The following is an 18,646-nucleotide window of genomic DNA, read 5'->3' as shown; positions in this document are numbered from 1 at the left end:
ATGGCGGATGTACGAACCACCGACCATCTCACGCTAGCCGAGCAATCGAACGAGGTTGCTAATGTGCTAGGCGTAATGAGCGGCAAAGGAGGCGTAGGCAAATCGCTTGTTACCAGCCTGCTTGCCTGCGCTCTCAGAAAAGCTGGACACGAGGTCGGGATACTTGACGCGGACGTTACCGGCCCAAGCATTCCGAAAATGTTCGGAATAGCTGAAAGGCCTGAGATAAATGAGTTTGGCATATTCCCAGTCAAGACTAGCTCCGGAATAAGAGTTATTTCCATCAATCTGTTGCTCGACAGCCCCTATGAGGCCGTGATTTGGCGCGGCCCTTTAATCTCAAATGCGGTCAAGCAGTTTTGGAAGGATGTGTTCTGGGGCAAGCTTGACTATCTGTTGGCAGACCTCCCACCCGGCACGGCCGATGTCCCTCTCACCGTAATGCAGTCACTTCCCCTGGACAGCGTGGTAATAGTAACCTCGCCACAGGAACTAGCCGCAATGGTTGTGCGGAAGGCAGTGGATATGTGTCGAAAGATGAACGCACCTATTCTCGGGCTAGTTCAAAACATGGCATGGCTTAGGTGTCCAAAATGCGGCAGTGTCAACTACCCATTCGGAAACTCTAATGGGGAACATATCGCCCGCGATATGGGGATTCCTCACCTGGTCGACTTGCCGATTGACCCAGAAATATCGTCCCATTCCGATGCTGGGACAATTGAAGACCACATGTTAAACCCTATTGCCGATAAAATTGATTTGATTATAAGCCGGCTGACGGCGATAAAACAAGCGCAAACAGCTGGACCACGTGATGAAAATAACACTCCTTGTTGATAACGAAGCAGCAAGTGACAGACTAAAGTCGGAACACGGACTGAGCTTTCTCGTTGAAACCAACGATGGGGCAGTCATGTTCGACACTGGGCAGACCGACGCGTGGCTACACAACTTAATTGCTCTTGGACGCGAGCCCGGAGCGATAAAAGCCATAGGTCTCAGCCATGGGCACTACGATCATACCGGCGGACTGATTAGAGCAATGAAGGAATTGCCTGGGATAGCATACTTTGCACACCCTGCATGTTTTCAACCGAAGTACGCGCAATCAACAGTTGGGATGCGTTACATTGGAATGCCTGCGGAAGTCGTGCTGCGGAAAGCAGCTTTCGCGCTCAACAAATCGGCGGTCGAAGTTCTGCCAGGTGTGATTCTGAGTGGAGAGATTACACCAATTACTGGAACGCACATATTCGAAAGCAGGTTTCTAACAGGCGATGACGAACTTACGCAAGACACTTTTGAGGATGAACAGTGTCTAATCGTGCGAAACGGCGGCAGGCTTGCCGTGCTGGTTGGCTGTGCGCACAGGGGAGTCGAGAACAACGTACTCGCTGCAATGAATGTGGCGGGTGTAACGCGTATTGACCTACTCGCAGGCGGATTTCATCTGGGCAACGCAGATGAAGACAGGCTGGAATCGCTCGCCGTATTCCTGCAAAACATGGATATAGGACAGATAGCCTGCTGCCACTGCACAGGGGCGAAAGCATATCAGTATCTCAGGTCCAATCTTGGCTCGCAAGTTACCATTGGCCAAGCTGGGATGTCCTGGTGCATATGAATTGACTGGAATTAGGCTTAATTCAGCAACCCCATATTTTATGTACGCAGGACCTGATACAAAAAAACACAAGAAAGGTAAGAATCCGTGAAAGAGCTTGTCGTGATAAGCGGAAAGGGCGGAACAGGTAAAACAAGTGTTGTCGCCTCGTTCGCCGCTCTTGCAGAAAACAAAGTGCTTGCCGACTGCGATGTGGATGCCGCCGACCTACATCTAGTGCTGTCTCCCAAAATCGTGCGCCGCGAGGAGTTCAGCGGTAGCAAGAAAGCGTCAATCCTAGCCGACAAATGCATAGGATGTGGAAAGTGCGCGTCTATGTGCCGATTTGACGCTATTAGCTTCGACGGCCCTCCAAACGACGTCGTCGGCAAGACCTATCAGATTGATACCATAGCTTGCGAAGGCTGTGGAGTCTGCGTCTACGTCTGCCCCGTCAAAGCTGTGAATTTCTTTCCAAGCATCAACGGAGAATGGTTCGTCTCTGAAACTAGACACGGCCCAATGGTTCACGCAAAGCTTGGGCTCGCCGAGGAGAACTCCGGCAAGCTTGTCACGATAATCAGAAGAGAAGCAAAAAGAATCGCTGAAGAAAACGGCCTCGAACTAATCATAATCGATGGCCCGCCCGGCATCGGCTGCCCCGTCATAGCTTCCACCACCGGCGCAAGCTTGGTACTCATAGTAACGGAGCCGACTCTATCTGGACTACACGACATGGACCGTGTTGCTGATTTGGCCGCCTATTTTAAGATTCCAACAGTAGTCTGCATTAATAAAAGTGACCTCAATCCCGAAATGACTGCGGTGATCCGCGAACGATGTATCGAACGGAACACAAGCTTCCTAGGTGAAATTCGCTATGACGAGGCAGTCACTCGGGCTCAGATAGTTTGTAAAAGCGTTGTCGAATATGACAACGGCCCTGCGTCCAGCGATATCAAATCGCTATGGAATGCTGTAAAGCACAAACTGGAATAACCAATCAAATACATAAAGGAGGTAGTATATACCTAAAATGAAGATCGCTATACCTACTGCAAATGGCCTTCTCTGTCCTCACTTCGGACATTCCGATGAATTCACGATTGTGGATGTTGACCCTAAAAACAACGAAATCGTCAACACACAAACGATTCCCGCGCCCGAACATGAACCCGGACTGCTTCCGAGATGGCTGCACGAGATGGGAGTTACTGTTGTTATCGCCGGAGGAATGGGAGTCCGCGCCCAGGGCCTATTCGCACAGAATGGAATTCAGGTATGCGTGGGCTATCCGTTGCTCCTCCTGCCGACATAGTAGCTGCGTATCTCGATGGGACGCTGGAGACAGGAGCAAATCCTTGCGATCACTAGAACTGCCGCAGAATGCAAAACAATCAAACGCAGAAGAGAGCACCAGCGCTGCCGACCTTTACCGCAACTGTTTCGCCTGCGGGAACGGCAAAGACGGCCTAGGTCTGACATTTAAGGTGAGTGCCAAAGATACCGTTTCGGCCGAATGGTTCTGCGAAGCCCGATATCAGAGTTATCCAGGAATTGCACATGGCGGCATTATAGCTACTGTTCTCGATTCCGCCATGACGAACTGCCTGCTGATAAAGGGCATATCGGCAGTAACGGCGAACCTACACGTCGAATATAGGGAACCTGTGCGAGTTGGCGGCATGGTGACAGTGAAAGCATCGCTGGTACGCTCTCGTTCACCCTTATTCGTGCTCGAAGCCGAGATTATCCAAGACGAACGGTGAAAGCCACGGCGTCTGCCAAGTTCATGCGCGTTGATACATGGTCGAATATGAGTCATGTATATTAATGCTCTCATTATAAACCATTTCCCCAATCCTAGATGCTCCCACTAGCCCAGGATGGCAAATGGATTGCTTATGAGTACGCCACTGCCGGCAACTGCACGTTCACCTATGACACCAAAGGTAACAAGCTTACCAAGACAAACGGTGGTGTTATGACAACCTATGTATAACACGGATGGGATAAGGGTAAGGAAGGCTAACAGGGATGGCAGGCAATGGATTTCTTGCTGAATTTTACTGATATTTGAAGGAAAAACTAGCAATAGCGTCGCATAGTATGTTAAACCTGGACTGCTTAACAGAATAAAGGAAGAGACACAGGAAATCTACCCCACGCGGATGGAATTGGGAGCACGAGGGTGAAGAGTGATGGCAGTACACCACCAGCAATCCTCGAAGCAGCGGTCTATGATGCTTATAGGAACATGCTTGTCTCTTTCGGAGGAACCCCAAACCTCGGTTTCGCCGGGCAATACAGGTACTATGCTGATTCGACACGTTTACACCTACCTGAAGGCAAGGCACTGTGATCCAAGTGTTGGCCGCTTCGTTTCGATGGATTCGATTGCATATGTTGGTGGAGTAAACCTGCGTGAATATGTTGGGTATTGGCCTACAACATTTCTAGACCCTTATGGATTAATAAAGCAGCAGATAACAATGCCACCGCCACCTCTGCCACTGTCAGAGATACCGTACGGAAACTGCACGTTTACTTGCATAGCATCCCTTTTGGGTGGAGCTATTTCTCCATGTCAGATGTGTGCAATTGTGAGCCCAGAAGCACCCAAATGTGTCTTGCCGCGCACAATTGCCTTTGGTCTGGTATTGTTTTGCTCCCTTGCGTGCAGGAATTCCGAGAAATGTAAAAGAAATCTATTTACAAATATTTTGCAAATCCAATTAACGTTAATTCAGTTGAACCGCCTACGGTTAATTTGCTTGTGCCCTGGAAATAAAATCGTACATTTAGCACAGGATGGGATTTCTTATGTCAGTAACAGATAGCATAATTATAACAGCGATTCTTTCGGGGATATGTGGTTTAGTAATTCTTTTAGACTGGCTATTCGTTGGCAGGCAAGTCATACGGAACACCTCTGCAGGCCGGTTGTACCCCAAATTCATGGGCATGCGGATTGGCGGTTCTGGTGTGACAGAGCGCTCTATACGCCGTATGGCTGCATCTTCCGCCTTAATTGTTCTGCTTCTATGCACGACTGCGGCCATTTTTGGTTACGGTTGGTGGTTTGGGTTAGTTACCTTTTATGGCGTGAGCATGTTGTTTTTATATCTTGATATGTCGAGAGAAGTGGAGCTATGCACTCATGATAGGTGTTGTGCCGATTCGCTTAGTTCTCGAATTTTTACTTTACGGCTTTCACCTGTGGGAACTTGGATGGATGCCCTTATGGGTTTTCTTGTTAGCCCCTGACGTTGCAGGCTATTATATAGGCAAGGTTGACAAACCAAATCGTAAGTGATACTGAGATGGTCGGTAGCTGTAACAGCCTAGGTATCGTGTGGTGTTTTGTTGCTTATGGCTTAGCCGTGATTGGCGGTGTGCTAGGATATCTCCTTTGCTTGGCAGTCTGCTTGGGTAGGAATGCAGATAGGTGGGCAATGGAGTAGATGGCATGTTCGGACATATACAAAAATTTGGAAAGCCCCTGCTGCGAGGTGCACGAATGCTGTACGCAAAGTCGGGGCTACTGATGGGAGGTTTGATTTAATGGATGTTTATAATAGTTTGCTGAAATTATTGTTTCCGGTTGGCTTGTTCTCGCCGAACTATTCGTCAGGTTGAAGAAAGCCGAATTTGGGGCGCTTAAAGGCCAGGCCCTTTTTGGGCTTGCATTCTATTTCATGGCTGTTGTCGGCGTTCACATGCTGTGCTTGCCGTTGCGTATCCAGCCGCCGGCGCAGATCTCGGATGTTTATCCACAGTTTATCGCTGGTGCAGTGCTATTGTTGCTCGGCACCGGAGCATTGGCTGGATGGGTTGTCTCGCCTGGCGGGTTCCGTTTTTTATACGTACCATTCGGGATGCTGATAAGAAAATGGCCAGCATGCTTTGGTGAGCGTCCTATTCCAAAAGAGCACACTGCGATTTGGGGGCGAGAGTCCTGGTCTCTTGCTGTTCGGTTTATCATCTCGGCAGCTCCTTTTGTCTGGTTGACATGGCTGATTATGACTATAGCGATTCGCACTTGGCAGCCAAAGTAGGCGTAGGAACGACGATTTACACCCACGACGCCGCAATAAAGATGCTCAGCGCCGGAACTTATCGTTTACCTAAGACTAAAAGAACAACATGCTCACTGAGACAAACGTTGGCGTCACTACAACCTATATGTTTAACGCAGATGGGATAAGCGTAAGGAAAGCTAACAGGGATGGCAAGCAACGGATTTCTTGCTTGATTTCACAAAAATAAGGTACTATGAGCCAGGTATTGGCACTTCATCTCTCATGTCCCAATCGGATATAGAGGAGGACGGAATTCCCACTTCCCGGCATGGGCTCAGCCATAGTCAGCGGTGATGCGTGCTCAAACACATAAGGAGGGTGGATTCAGATGAACCTACCTAGCGTGTTATCTGCGGGTTTGGGGTTCTTAGTATGGGATGTTTGTGGTCAGGCAACGTGAGTCAAAGATTGGATTCTACTTTTCAACGCTGGGTTTTGGTTGGTTTATCTATCATAACATCGTCCCAGGAAGAGACAGTTCGGAAACCATAGCTATTCTTTTTCTGGTCAATAGCATACTAATATGGTGGTGGGATGAGTTGCAAAAAGGCAGACAGCAGTAGCACCCATGAGCGCTCAGAGGCAGGCACATCGGCAATGACAACGTTCACTAGAAACGAGGAGGAAAGAAGTGGAGTATACTCCCTGGTGTAACTATTACTTACTAGACCGCCTTGAGTTTCGACAAGGTGAATGATCACACGGTCAAAAAAGCTTGCGAATGATCATCCACAGCTAATTCAGCTGGGGTGTGAAATTGAAGAAACCATCAATTGTCAGTAAAGCAAAACGGCCCAAACGACTTCCATGCGTTTGGGCCGATAATGTGGTAGCCCGTAGGGGATTCGAACCCCTGATCCCGTGGCTGAGAACCACGTATCCTAGACCGCTAGACGAACGGGCCGCTACTTTCGAGGTGTGAATATTATAGCAAAACTCAATCCCTTTGTAAAGGCCACTGCACCGCGTACGACTCTTTGTTCTTAATTAATCTTACCGTCAAGCCCAACAAAAAGTTCAACTATTCTGCAAAATCTATAATCTACTTCTTCTTGGTCGAAGTTTGCTGCTGCTGAGCCGCTCGCATTCTAGCTTTATAAGCTTCCTTCTTTCGCTTTCGAATCCTCCTTAACTCTTTCGCCCTTATTCGCAACTTGTTACCTCCCCAAAATGCCCAAGTTTATCACATACTCAAATATACATTGATAGTCTTGCTACGTCAACCTATTGGTTAAAGACAGGAGCTCCCGACGCATCTTACAATTCTATCGGGAGCTCCTCTTCTCGAAGGATTAGTATATCAACATGGTCTCATGGACAGGGAAAAAGTCAAAGGTCCGATGAGTTGAGAACCTTGGGAGCATAAAAGCTGCGGCTTTGTCACAGCCTGCAATTGCCCCGCGAACTTGCGCCAATCCGGAGTAATATTCGTTATAGCGGAATGAAGATACTTCTCCGCGGAACAATGCGTGCTTTTCTATGCCTTCTTTCCAGATATCATAGACATCTGTTATATCCACATAGACGTTTGGCTCGAACTCAAGCGCATCTTCCCAATTATCTGCAAAATACAGCTGCTTTATCCCATGTGCAGGCAGCGCGCGCTTGATTCCAGGAACAGCGGCGTAGAAAATACCTTCAACTACATTATAGTGTGTATTTATGTGGTCCTTATGAAAGCTTCCTTTCCAATGAGTAATGACAATATCTGGCTTAAGCTCTCGAATCACATCGGCGAACATCAGTTTACTTTCTTCGTTTAGATATGTCTCGCCGTCTTTAAATGGCATGATTCTAAGATCACACCCCCAAAGCTTTGCGGATGCCTCGGCTTCCTGGCGCTTTTGAACCTCATACTCTTCGGGAGGCAGTGTTGGATGGCCCTTCTCGCCGGGTGTTACTGCAACTATGGTGGCTTTGTGCCCTGCCTTAACATATTTTGCAAGCACGTGACCACATGTGATTTCCGCATCGCCAATATGTGCGCCAAAAAATACAATGTGAAGCTTATCAGACATTTGGAAAACTCCTTTCGATTTTGAACCTAAATTGCTTTGAGACTTCTAGCCAGCAATAAGCGAAAAGTTCATAGCAATCGGCAAAAGGACGCTGGATTTTTTAACCTAAGGCAATTTGTTCGTTTGCTTTCCATTTCCCTTATAAGTTGTTAACACTCCGCGCGGCAAGGCAAAGTGCACCAATCAATCCAGCACGATTTCCAAGCATTGCTTTTTCAATTCTAACTTGCTTAGCTGAAAACGGTTGGGCATGCTCCCTGGCAATCTCGGCAACTGGCTTCAGGATTATGTCTCCTGCATCAGCTACCCCACCGCCGATAATTAAAACTTCGGGATTGAGCAAGCTAATCACATTTGCGGCTACAATTCCCAGATATTTTGCAGTATCGTTAACTACTTCCTGAGCCACCGGGTCGCCTAATCGAGCCGCCTCAAAAACAATTCGCGAGTCAATTTTTTTGATATCGCCGCCAGCAAGCTCCGTCATCTTAGTCTCTTTACACCTGGCTGCTTCGCGGCCCCTGCGGCCAATTCCTGGACCAGCGGCAAGTATTTCTGCAGAACCTCCGGCCTTGTATTCCTCCTTGAAGAGGCGGTCTTCGCCAATGACAAACCATCCCACCGCTCCTGCTACTCCGCCACTTCCCTTGTAAAGCTGACCGTTAATTAAAATACCGCCGCCAATTCCAGTTCCTATAGCCATTAAAAAGATGTTCTGCGCACCCTGCCCTGCGCCTTTCCACCATTCACCAAGGACAGCTACGTCCACGTCATTTTCAACCAACACCGGAACACCGAACTCTTTGCGTAGAATCTCTCCAAGAGGGATATCACGCCAGTCGGGAAGATTCGGCGCCCACACAACAAGTCCCGTCTCGCTTACCGTAATTCCAGGAACGCCGATACCAATTGCCGAGAGCTCGCCAATCGGATTTGCGACGGCGAGCTCTCGAGTTACGTCGATAACCTGATTTACAACAGCTTCAGCACTAGATGTATCTGTTGGGCGCTCGACAATATGGAGTATTTCACCCTCTAGATTGCCTATCCCGCCAGAGATTTTTGTCCCACCAAGGTCAATGCCAATTATGAGTCGGCGTGCCAACCCTGCAAGCCTCCCTTGCGCATCATAGCGTAGGTGCGCTTTTCTTTCATACCCTGTTTGCGGTAGAAGCGCGCAGGGATTGGCTCATCAGCCCAACCGAACCATACGCGATCATAGCCGTTGTCCTTTATCTTTTGCAGAGCCTTGTTGAAGATTACTGTTCCGATATTCTTTGAGCGGAGGTCGAAACGAACAAGGAATGGGCCAAAGTGCGACTCCTCGATGTGGCAATAGCCTACGATTTTGCCGTTCAACTTTGCAGTAAAGAAACGAACATAGTTCTCTGGGCTCTGGTTCATAACAATCTCCACATGTCTGTACCAATCGCCCGGGAAATTATGCCACAAGAATTCGAGAAGGTCGAGATGCTCGCCCTTCTCAAGCGGCTGTACTGTTATGTTTTCTTTTCTCAGCTCTTCTTCAATCTTGGCAACTTCCTCAGGATAACTCCAGTCCGTTAGAGAGCGTTCCATGTAATGGGCTACGTGGGAGGTCCAAAAACCGAACTTTTCGAGAAGCTTAATTGCTGCTGGATATTCCTTTACATCCACGCCAGGGAAGAAATACTTGGGCGACGAACCAGTAAGCCCACAGACAAAAATCTTGTCTCTATTTTTCCCTTTGATGAACTTGATGCATCTGTCAATCAATTCCGAGCCGATGCCCTGCCGACGAAAGTCCGGGTGAACCATGAATACTGTAATCCAGCCTCTATCCAACTCATAACCGCGGCCATCATTTGGTGTACGACGCACTTGCGAGATTGCAAATCCAACGATCTTGTCGCCGGCCACTGCGACAGGGCACCCATCTGGGTGTAGATTCGGGTCTGAAGTAATCTTCTCATCATAAGTTGCGTCGTCAATTGGATCGGCAGGCAGGCAAAGATTCCAAAGGTCCATGACTGCCTTTCGATCGGCAACGGGGTCGAACTGCCTGTAAGTAATTTCTGCCACCTGAAAACCTCCTTAAATATTTTTATAATTCAAGTTTGGGAATGCCACATTCCCCGGGTTTGATTCTTTAGAAGCCTTTTGCGCGACGCTTGTATTCTCTCGTACCGATTTCCACAAGGTCCTCTGCGATTCGGTCGCCTTTCACGTTTAAAGTTGCGTTTACGTAGAGCTTGACTCCCCGCTTTGTTAGAATGTCTGCCACAGTCGTTACAACGGCATTCGCTACAGTAATAAATCCCAGAGTCGAGCCAGGACCGACTTTTTGTTCCAAGCCTGGGACTTCAATCATTGCATCGCCAAAAGGAACACAGCTATCAATAACGATATCTGCCACTTCGTATAGCTTCTTTCCGGACGAGTGTCTTGATTCCGTTTGTTTAGAGTGCTCAAGCGAAGTTGTCGCAACTACAGTTGCACCCTGCTCCTTTGCCGCTAGTGCCACGTCTATAACAACGCAGTTTATTCCCGAATGGGAGAATATCCACATAACATCACGAGGGTCAAGGTCATAATTTTGCATTATAACTCGGCCATAGCCCTCAACGCGCTCCAGGAAACAAAACTGTCGAACACCCGAATCGCCGACAACATTCGTAAAATACGTGAGCGCCATTTCGCCAATCGGATGGAATCCTACAAAGCCTCCCGTTCGGGGATAAACCTCCTCCAAAGGAATATGGGCATGACCTGCTCCAAACATGTGCACCCAGCGTTCGGCTTCTATGGCATCCGCCATGACCGTTGCGGCTTTCACGATGTTCTCCGACTGGGTTGTCTCGATGCGATCCATAATTTCTTTAGCCTTTGCAATCCATTTAGATCCAAACATTTCCATTACATTCTCTCCCTATCAGCTTTCTTTTGGCTACTCTTGCTACACCGGCAAAACCAAAAAAGGCTAACCGGGCGCCAAAGGCACCGTAAACATTTATAACACAATGAGGGATTGCTAGTCAATCGTTTTCAGGGGCATTTTTAACAAAATTCAGCCAATGTAATCGTTTTCTAAATACCCTAATACGCCAAAAGTCGCTTTATTTATAGTTTAACGTTTTGCTTTAGCAACTCAACGCTTGTAATCTAGCTTTACTAGAATATCACCTGTTGGATGGGAAAATCTAGCCCCGAGAAGATGCTAGTTTTCCAGCCAATTCCTCTAGCTCATAAGCAACCGAAACATCAACTGTAACATAGCCAATTGGGACTGTCTTTATCATGTTTGGGCCATGGGAATCCGACCCGCCGGTCGCTATGAGGTTATACTTTTCAGCAATTCGAAGGTAGTGCTCAGTTTGTGCGGGCGAATGCTCAGGATGATAGACCTCAATACCCTTCAAACCAACCTCAACCAACTGGGGAATCAGTTCATCATGTTTGCTGGTCCCAGGATGGGCAAATACAGGAACACCAAGTGCTTCTTTGATTGTATGTAATGCCTCAAACGGACTTACCTTATAACGCGGAATGTATGCTGGGGCGCCGCGGGCGAGATACCTACCAAAAGCGTCGCCTGGAGAATCTGCGTATCCTGCATTGACAATTGCCCGTGCAATGTGAGGTCTGCCTACCGATCCCTTATCTGCAACTTTGAGTACATCATCAAAGCTAATATTAACGCCTAATTTATTCAGGCGTTCGACTATCTTTTTTGCGCGGTCCAAGCGTCCTTGCCTCAAGTTTTCGAGATGTCTGCGCAAAGCAACAGATTCATCATCTATAAAGTAGCCGAGAATGTGGACTTCTTCGTTTCCTACATCAGTGTTTATCTCAATACCAGGCACAACTTTGATGCCAACCGTTTTTCCGGTCCCAACCGCTTCCTTAATACCGTCAACTGAATCATGGTCGGTTATGCCAACTGCAGCCAAGCCAATGCGCGCAGCTTCACGGACAACTTGCTCGGGAGTCAAAGTACCGTCCGATGCTGTGGTATGCACATGAAGATCCGCTTGACCGCCTCCAACCATTTCCAATAGCCGCCTCATCGGCATGTTGTTATTACCCAATTTACTAAGAAAACGATTAAAATCTATCATAGCTGAATGCAAACGTCAATAATTAAAAGAAGGTAAATCACCCCTGAATGTCGCAATTAAGTCTAATAAAGGGGTTAGGAGGCATTTATTGAGTCAGCAGGAATATTATGTGTTGGAAGTACCTTGTAAGTTTTTAAATGACTTCCAGCAAAGACATGCTGAGACATTTGAGGAGGTAGTTTTAGTACTTCTTCGCCCAGGCAGACGAGTCCTTGTGCACACAAAGGCTTTCTATCCCAGCAATGTTTATAGGCTCCCAAGCGGCAAAGTAGGCAAAAACGAATCTCCCATTGAGGCAGCCCAACGTGAAATTGCTGAGGAAACTGGTTTGCAGCCGGCCGAAATCCAAAAAATTGGTGAGATAATATACATGCTTCGGTGCAATAACTGCAAACAAGAGTTTAGGTCCCATGTCTTTCTCTGCGCTGAAACATTTGAAAAACCGCAACCAACTAGCAAAGAAGAGGAAATAACTGATTTCAAAGAAGTTGATATACTAGAGTTAAAAGCCATTGCCGACCAGCTGCGCAATCTTCCTGCCGAGTGGTCAAGTTGGGGGCAGATGCGTGCGGTCGCTCATGATTTTGTTTATTACCGCTTGAAATCTTTATTTCAATTTGACAAGGCGAAATAGGTATGCTATCTTCGTGATAGCCTCAAGAAAGGAGCAATCTATAATTGTCATCACAGCCACTGGGCTATTTTGCATTTGTACTGCACTCTCACATACCATATGTGCTGAGTCATGGGCGATGGCCCCACGGTAGCGATTGGCTACTTGAAGTCACTGCGGAAACATATATTCCGCTGCTCGACGCCCTATACAGCCTTATTGAGGAAGGATGCTCTCCAAAAATTACCATCGGCATTACGCCGGTCCTTGCCGAGCAGCTTGCGGATGATTCCTTCAAATATGAGATGGCGGCTTACCTGCGTATGAAGGCAAAAACCGCCTTGGACAATAAAAAGGATTTTTCCCGACTGCATGAAGAGCAATTCATCAGTCTTGCAGACTTCTGGCATGATTTTTATTCTAGAGCGCTTGACCATTTTAAGAACAAGTACCGACGTTCGCTACTTAAAGCATTCGCGGAACTACAAGATGCTGGCCACATCGAAATTATGACCAGCTCAGCAACACATGGCTATTCACCTCTGCTTTCGCAAGACGTAAGCATCCAAGCGCAGGTAAAGCAGGGAGTTGCCACATACAAGAGACACTTCAAGCGCCAGCCGCTAGGATTCTGGCTCCCAGAATGCGCATACCGTCCTGGGTATCGGTGGTCTCCGCCAGTCCAGCCGAAGCATCATACTATTGAGCCGTACCAGCGCAAGGGAATCGAGGAATTTCTTGCGGAAAATGGGTTGAAATATTTTATAATCGAATCGCACCTTCTCCATGGCGGAGAAACTAGAGGGGTCTATATCGACAGGTTTGGTGCGTTACAAAAGCTATGGGCGCAGTTTGTACAAGAAAGGCCCGACATCTCCGTTGCCAAAACACCTTATCAACCGTATCTTATCAAATCTTCTGAGAATGCAGAGAAAACCTCGGGGGTTTTTGTCTTTGTTCGCGATGAAGCAACCGGCTCACAAGTGTGGAGCCGCTGGCAAGGATTCCCAGGCGACGAATGGTATCTCGAATTCCATAAAAAGTATCAAACTGGCGGCCTTCGTTACTGGCGTGTAACCGGTCCAGATACTGATTTAGGCGCAAAGCAAATCTATGAAGTAGACCGAGCATTTAACCGAACATACGACCATGCAAAGCACTTCCTATGGTTGACTAAAGAGATTTTCCGAAGAGAAAATGCAAGCGGAAGAATACCTATCATATGCGCACCTTACGACACCGAACTATTCGGCCACTGGTGGTTTGAAGGAATAAATTGGCTTAAAGAAGTCATCAAAGGCATGCATTACGACCCAGAGATTCAACTTGTAACTTGTTCGGAATATCTTGAGAAGAATCCGCCGACCGCCGCAATTTCGCTTCCAGAGGGTTCATGGGGCGAAGGTGGATTCCACTACATGTGGCTAAATCAAAACACCGAATGGACATGGTCGCACATTTATGATGCGGAGCTCGAAATGCGAGAGCTAGTGGAAAAATACGCTGACAACGAAGAGCTCTTGCCAATTTTGAAGCAAGCCGCACGCGAACTATTCCTTCTTCAATCGTCAGACTGGCAATTTAACATCAGCACGGGTGCGTCAAAGGATTATGGTGAAGCAAGATTAACTGAACATTGCAAAAACTTCAAACGACTGGCAGAGCTGATACGAAAAAAGGCAGCTGGTGAGAAAATCAACGAAGCTGATTGGGTCAATTACAAACTATGCGAAGAGCGCGATTGTCTTTTCCCTGATATTGACCCTTCCTGGTGGAAAGAACTCGACAAATAAGCTTAAACAAACATTGTTTGGTAACCTATATTTCTAAAAGTGCAAGATACAGATAAGCCCAATATTAGAACTAAAGCAAAAATTCCAACCTAATGATTTTAAAATTGCTTTCTTAGACAACAAAGGCATTTGTTAATATAGTGCCCACCACACAGCCATATCTTGACAAGAAACCATTACCTGCGTTATACTCAGCCTGCCGCAACATTCCGAGGCTAAGGGATTGCTTTAGGAAACACAATGCGTTATGTTTCCTATCCTTGGAACGTTCGGTAAATAACTAGCACGACTTTAATCCATGAAAGGAGCCGTGTGATGCCTAAGATTTACATCATCGACGTAACAAATCGCGATGGTGTACAAACATCGAGAATTGGAGCTTCAAAACTCCAAAAGACGCTGTTCAACGTTCTGCTCAATGAAATGGGAATCTTCCAAAGTGAATTTGGCTTCCCATTTGTAAAGCATGAACAAAACTACTTGAACACCAACCTTGAACTTTGGGAAAGAGGTGTGCTTAAACCACTAAGACTCGAAGGTTGGTGTCGCGCGATTCCCCAAGATGTCGAGAAAAGCTTAGAGCTTACAAACGTCAAAATGCTGAATCTCTCAATCTCGACTTCCGACCAAATGATAACTCACAAATTTAAAGGCAAACTCGACCGTGAAAGCATAATCTCCGAAATGAAAGATGCAGTTACACTGGCCAAGGAAAAAGGCGTCGAGTGGGTTGGCGTCAATGCGGAGGATGCATCTCGGACAGATATGGATTACCTTATCCAGTTTGCTCAAGCGGCGAGGGAAGCTGGCGCAGACAGTATCCGATACTGCGATACCTTGGGATACGATGATCCTACGACCATCTACCACAGGATAAAGACTTTGGCTAAACATGTGGGACTCCCAATAGAGCTCCACTGCCATAATGACCTGGGTATGGCTGTGGCTAACTCCGTTGAAGGCGCAAAAGGCGCAATTGATGCAGGCGTTGATGCGTTTATTAATACCTGTATCAATGGAGTTGGCGAACGTGCAGGAAATGCTGACTTAGTTTCCTGCATCCTGGCACTGCGCTACTCGAGTGGATTCAAAGATCTATCACTGCTAGATGATAGAGTGGACCTAACAAAAGCGTGGAAAATCGCAAAATACGCTTCTCACGTGTTTGATATCCCGATTCCAATAAACCAGCCTGGAGTTGGAGCAAATGCATTTGCGCATGAATCGGGCATCCACGCCGACGGCGCACTAAAAGACCGACGAAATTACGAACTCTACGACTATGAAGACCTCGGTCGGGGTGAGCCGGAAATTATTCCAACGGGCAGAATCATCACAACAGGCGCCTATGGTGGAATTAAAGGATTCCTCAAAGTTTATAGCGACTTGGGGATAGAGTTCGAAAGCCAGGAAAAAGCTGAAAGAGTGCTGGAATTAGTGCAATATGCAGACCTCCATACCTCGAAGCCTCTGCACGAACTCGAGCTACGATTCATCGCTGCTTATCCCGAAGAATGCGCTAAGATAATGACCGTAAATCCGTAGAGGTATCCAGGAAGATTGATGTAGTATAAAACACCAAACCAGTGGCGAGAACTTTCCGCCACTGGTTTGGTTTCAGGCAAAATAGGAGCTAAAGCCTAAATGAACGTTGCACAAAAGATAATCTCCAGTCATCTCGTATCCGGCGAGATGACGCCTGGCAATGAAATCGCACTGAGGATTGACCAAACCCTTACGCAGGATGCGACCGGCACGATGGCATATCTTCAATTCGAAGCCATGGGTGTCCCACGCGTAAAAACAAAGCTGTCGGTCAGTTACGTCGACCATAATACACTCCAGACCGGCTTTGAAAACGCGGATGACCACCGCTTTCTCCAAACAATTGCGGCGAAATACGGAGTTTACTTTTCTCGACCAGGCAACGGCATTTGCCATCAGGTTCACCTAGAGCGATTTGGGGTGCCCGGACAAACACTTCTCGGCTCTGACAGCCACACGCCGACGGGCGGTGGACTTGGGATGATTGCAATCGGTGCCGGTGGATTAGACGTGGCAGTGGCAATGGCGGGCGGACCCTTTTACCTTACAATGCCCCAAATTGTTCTTGTGAGACTCATTGGCAAGCTTCGCCCTTGGGTGTCTGCAAAAGACGTAATTCTTGAGTTACTTCGCCGGCTAACGGTCAAAGGTGGCGTCGGAAAAATATTCGAATACGGAGGGCCGGGCGTCAGCACACTTACCGTTCCAGAGCGAGCGACGATAACCAACATGGGCGCAGAACTTGGTGCGACAACGTCGGTATTTCCGAGCGACGAGCAGACACGAGCTTTCCTCAAAGCCCAAGAAAGAGAACATGCGTGGACGCAAATAGAAGCCGACCCCGATGCAAAATATGATGAGATAATCGAGATTGACCTCTCTTCGCTAGAGCCAATGGTTGCACAACCTCATCAACCCGATAAAGTTGTCAAGGTAAAGGAAATCGAGGGGCTCAAAGTAGACCAGGTGCTTGTAGGGAGTTGCACAAATTCATCGTATCGGGATCTCATGACTTTAGCCAGCGTTCTAAAGGGCAAGAAGGTCCATCCCAACGTGAGCGCTGGAGTCTCACCTGGCTCACGCCAAGTTTTTGAAATGATAGCTAGGAACGGTGCGCTAGCGGATCTCATCGCTTCAGGTGTGCGCATCCTTGAGGCTGCATGTGGCCCCTGCATCGGAATGGGACAAGCCCCGTGCACAAACGGAGTTAGCATACGGACATTCAACCGCAATTTCGAGGGCAGAAGCGGCACACCGAGTGGGAAAGTATACCTAGCAAGTGTCGAAGTTGCCGCAGCTGCCATTCTTACTGGTCAGCTTACCGACCCCAGAGAGCTAGGCCAGCCAGTGGAAGTCATCCCGCCTGAAAAATACATAATAGACGACAGTATGATAATTCCTCCTGCCGAATGCCCCGAACGCGTTGAAATTATCCGTGGGCCCAACATCAAGCCTCTGCCTCTGCGCGGGCCGATGTCTGAAACGCTAACCGGCAAAATACTTATCAAAGTAGAAGATAACATCACGACCGACCATATTATGCCCGCTGGGTCAAAAATTCTGCCATTGCGCTCTAACATTCCGGCAATTTCAGAGCACGTCTTTGAGGGTGTCGACCCTTCCTTTGCGTCTCGAGCAAAATCAGCGGGTGGAGGATTTATCATTGGCGGGGAAAACTATGGCCAAGGCTCAAGTCGTGAACATGCTGCCCTTGCGCCTATGTATCTCGGCGTAAAAGCAGTAATTGCGAAATCTTTTGCGCGTATTCACAAGGCAAACTTAGTGAACTTCGGTATTTTGCCTCTTACCTTTGCTAATCCAGCGGACTACGATAAACTAGAACAAGACGACGAACTGGAGATTGAAGCCATACGCGATTGTTTGTTAAACCGCCTACCAATCACCATAAAAAACAAAACCAAGGGCACAAAAATTGAAGTGCGATACGATCTTACACCTCGGCAGGTCAGCATAATCCTTGCCGGCGGAATGTTGAGTTATATGAAATCCTCTAATCTTCAATAAAGAATCGGACGACCAAATGATTGAGATCGAACTAATCTCAAGCATCAAACACCCAGCAATCGTCCAAGCAAGGGCAGACCTAGCTAAAATAGTTGGTCGCCTGCACAAAACCTACCCAGTTGAAGACTTCGACATGCTAGAACAAGCCCTTGATGCTGGGATTCAACTTAAACAAGCGTTTTTTCGAGAAAACGCTCAAAATCCAAAACTTAATGATTTCGTCAGCCGATTAAGAAAGCAAAACATTCCTTGCTATCGCGTAACACCCGGAGTATTCACGCGAATCATGCCCTTGGGTTATAATACCTCAATTGAAGCGCTTGCGGTTGCAGAAGTTCAAAAACTGCATATTGATAATTTAGTAAGCCGTTGCGACAAGCACGCAATTGTTCTTGTTGGCGAGAAAATCCAGGACCCCCGAAACGTTGGAGTCCTAATTAGAAACGCAGATGCTTGGGGAGTCAAATTTGTAATATTTGGGAATTCCGCGGATGCTTATTCGCGTGCTAGTGTGCGGTCCACCACTGGCTCAATATTTAGAGTACCCATAGTTCAGTCGGAAGAACTTACTCAAGATATTGCCAAACTAAAAAACTTAGGATTTCGCATAATTGGAAGCTCAGCGACAGGCAAAACCCTCATATGGCAGAGTCATCTGACACCGCCATGCGCTATTGTAGTGGGCAATGAAAGCACCGGCTTATCGGAAGACCTGCGAAGACAATGCGATAGCATAATAAGAATTCCAATGTATGGAAAAGCACATTCTCTAAACGTTACTGTTGCTGCTGGCATACTGCTTTACGAAGCAACCAGAGAACCTAAGGTTACTCACCAATCATCAAACTAAGAACTAGAAAGGAAAGA

Annotated in this window: 17 protein-coding genes, 1 tRNA gene and 1 pseudogene; 13 read left to right on the top strand and 6 right to left on the bottom strand. The window is 47.4% G+C overall.

Annotation, left to right across the window (positions count from 1 at the left end; all coding sequences use genetic code 11):
* The 8 genes and pseudogenes from QHH26_08480 to QHH26_08445 all read left to right on the top strand — a co-directional run bounded on the left by QHH26_08480 (position 1) and on the right by QHH26_08445 (position 5,664).
* Positions 1-840 carry an Mrp/NBP35 family ATP-binding protein gene (locus tag QHH26_08480; GenBank protein MDH7481989.1) on the top strand — a complete coding sequence of 280 codons (840 nt, stop codon included), beginning with the start codon at positions 1-3 and terminating at the stop codon, positions 838-840.
* Positions 818-1,627, top strand: a complete 810-nt coding sequence (locus QHH26_08475; GenBank protein MDH7481988.1) for an MBL fold metallo-hydrolase — start codon at positions 818-820, stop codon at positions 1,625-1,627. The genes QHH26_08480 and QHH26_08475 overlap by 23 nt, the downstream gene beginning before the upstream one ends.
* Before the next feature lie 87 nt (positions 1,628-1,714).
* The gene (locus QHH26_08470; GenBank protein MDH7481987.1) at positions 1,715-2,605 is read left to right on the top strand and encodes an ATP-binding protein; all 891 of its coding nucleotides are present in this window, start codon (positions 1,715-1,717) and stop codon (positions 2,603-2,605) included.
* Positions 2,606-2,642: 37 nt separating this feature from the next.
* A pseudogene (locus QHH26_08465) lies at positions 2,643-2,980 on the top strand (NifB/NifX family molybdenum-iron cluster-binding protein).
* Positions 2,968-3,375, top strand: a complete 408-nt coding sequence (locus QHH26_08460; GenBank protein MDH7481986.1) for a PaaI family thioesterase — start codon at positions 2,968-2,970, stop codon at positions 3,373-3,375. Before QHH26_08465 ends, QHH26_08460 begins: the two are co-directional and overlap by 13 nt.
* Before the next feature lie 422 nt (positions 3,376-3,797).
* On the top strand, positions 3,798-3,968 hold the full coding sequence (locus tag QHH26_08455; GenBank protein ID MDH7481985.1) for a hypothetical protein: 171 nt from the start codon (positions 3,798-3,800) through the stop codon (positions 3,966-3,968).
* 461 nt (positions 3,969-4,429) lie between these two features.
* On the top strand, positions 4,430-4,873 hold the full coding sequence (locus QHH26_08450; protein MDH7481984.1) for a hypothetical protein: 444 nt from the start codon (positions 4,430-4,432) through the stop codon (positions 4,871-4,873).
* Positions 4,874-5,241: 368 nt separating this feature from the next.
* A complete protein-coding gene (locus tag QHH26_08445) occupies positions 5,242-5,664 on the top strand; it encodes a hypothetical protein (protein ID MDH7481983.1) in 423 nt (140 codons plus the stop codon).
* An 851-nt stretch (positions 5,665-6,515) separates the two neighbouring features.
* Here the strand turns inward: QHH26_08445 and QHH26_08440 are convergent.
* The 6 genes from QHH26_08440 to QHH26_08415 form a co-directional block, all read right to left on the bottom strand.
* A tRNA-Glu gene (locus QHH26_08440) sits at positions 6,516-6,592 on the bottom strand.
* 388 nt (positions 6,593-6,980) lie between these two features.
* Entirely contained in the window at positions 6,981-7,706 is a 726-nt protein-coding gene (locus QHH26_08435) for a PIG-L family deacetylase (GenBank protein ID MDH7481982.1), read from the bottom strand.
* A 139-nt stretch (positions 7,707-7,845) separates the two neighbouring features.
* On the bottom strand, positions 7,846-8,811 hold the full coding sequence (locus QHH26_08430) for an ROK family protein (protein ID MDH7481981.1): 966 nt from the start codon (positions 8,809-8,811) through the stop codon (positions 7,846-7,848).
* Positions 8,793-9,767 (bottom strand): GNAT family N-acetyltransferase, encoded by a 975-nt coding sequence (locus QHH26_08425; protein MDH7481980.1) that lies wholly within the window; start codon positions 9,765-9,767, stop codon positions 8,793-8,795. The genes QHH26_08430 and QHH26_08425 overlap by 19 nt, the downstream gene beginning before the upstream one ends.
* A 67-nt stretch (positions 9,768-9,834) precedes the next feature.
* A complete protein-coding gene (locus tag QHH26_08420) occupies positions 9,835-10,602 on the bottom strand; it encodes an SIS domain-containing protein (GenBank protein ID MDH7481979.1) in 768 nt (255 codons plus the stop codon).
* Between the two features lie 283 nt (positions 10,603-10,885).
* The gene (locus QHH26_08415) at positions 10,886-11,734 is read right to left on the bottom strand and encodes a PHP domain-containing protein (protein MDH7481978.1); all 849 of its coding nucleotides are present in this window, start codon (positions 11,732-11,734) and stop codon (positions 10,886-10,888) included.
* Between the two features lie 157 nt (positions 11,735-11,891).
* Between QHH26_08415 and QHH26_08410 the strand changes: the two genes are divergently transcribed.
* From QHH26_08410 to QHH26_08390, 5 genes are all read left to right on the top strand, one after another.
* Positions 11,892-12,437: an NUDIX hydrolase gene (locus QHH26_08410; GenBank protein MDH7481977.1), complete on the top strand. Its 546-nt coding sequence runs from the start codon at positions 11,892-11,894 to the stop codon at positions 12,435-12,437.
* A 44-nt stretch (positions 12,438-12,481) separates the two neighbouring features.
* Positions 12,482-14,209 carry a DUF1957 domain-containing protein gene (locus QHH26_08405; protein MDH7481976.1) on the top strand — a complete coding sequence of 576 codons (1,728 nt, stop codon included), beginning with the start codon at positions 12,482-12,484 and terminating at the stop codon, positions 14,207-14,209.
* 315 nt (positions 14,210-14,524) lie between these two features.
* Positions 14,525-15,754 (top strand): homocitrate synthase, encoded by a 1,230-nt coding sequence (locus QHH26_08400; protein ID MDH7481975.1) that lies wholly within the window; start codon positions 14,525-14,527, stop codon positions 15,752-15,754.
* A gap of 99 nt (positions 15,755-15,853) precedes the next feature.
* Positions 15,854-17,779 (top strand): aconitate hydratase, encoded by a 1,926-nt coding sequence (locus QHH26_08395; protein ID MDH7481974.1) that lies wholly within the window; start codon positions 15,854-15,856, stop codon positions 17,777-17,779.
* Positions 17,780-17,795: 16 nt separating this feature from the next.
* Entirely contained in the window at positions 17,796-18,629 is an 834-nt protein-coding gene (locus QHH26_08390) for an RNA methyltransferase (GenBank protein ID MDH7481973.1), read from the top strand.
* Positions 18,630-18,646: the final 17 nt, after the last annotated feature.

It is taken from the genome of Armatimonadota bacterium (genome assembly GCA_029907255.1).
Classification (GTDB): domain Bacteria; phylum Armatimonadota; class UBA5829; order DTJY01; family DTJY01; genus JAIMAU01.
The sequence above is the reverse complement of the archived record's forward strand: the minus strand, read 5'-3'. Positions and strand labels throughout refer to the sequence as shown.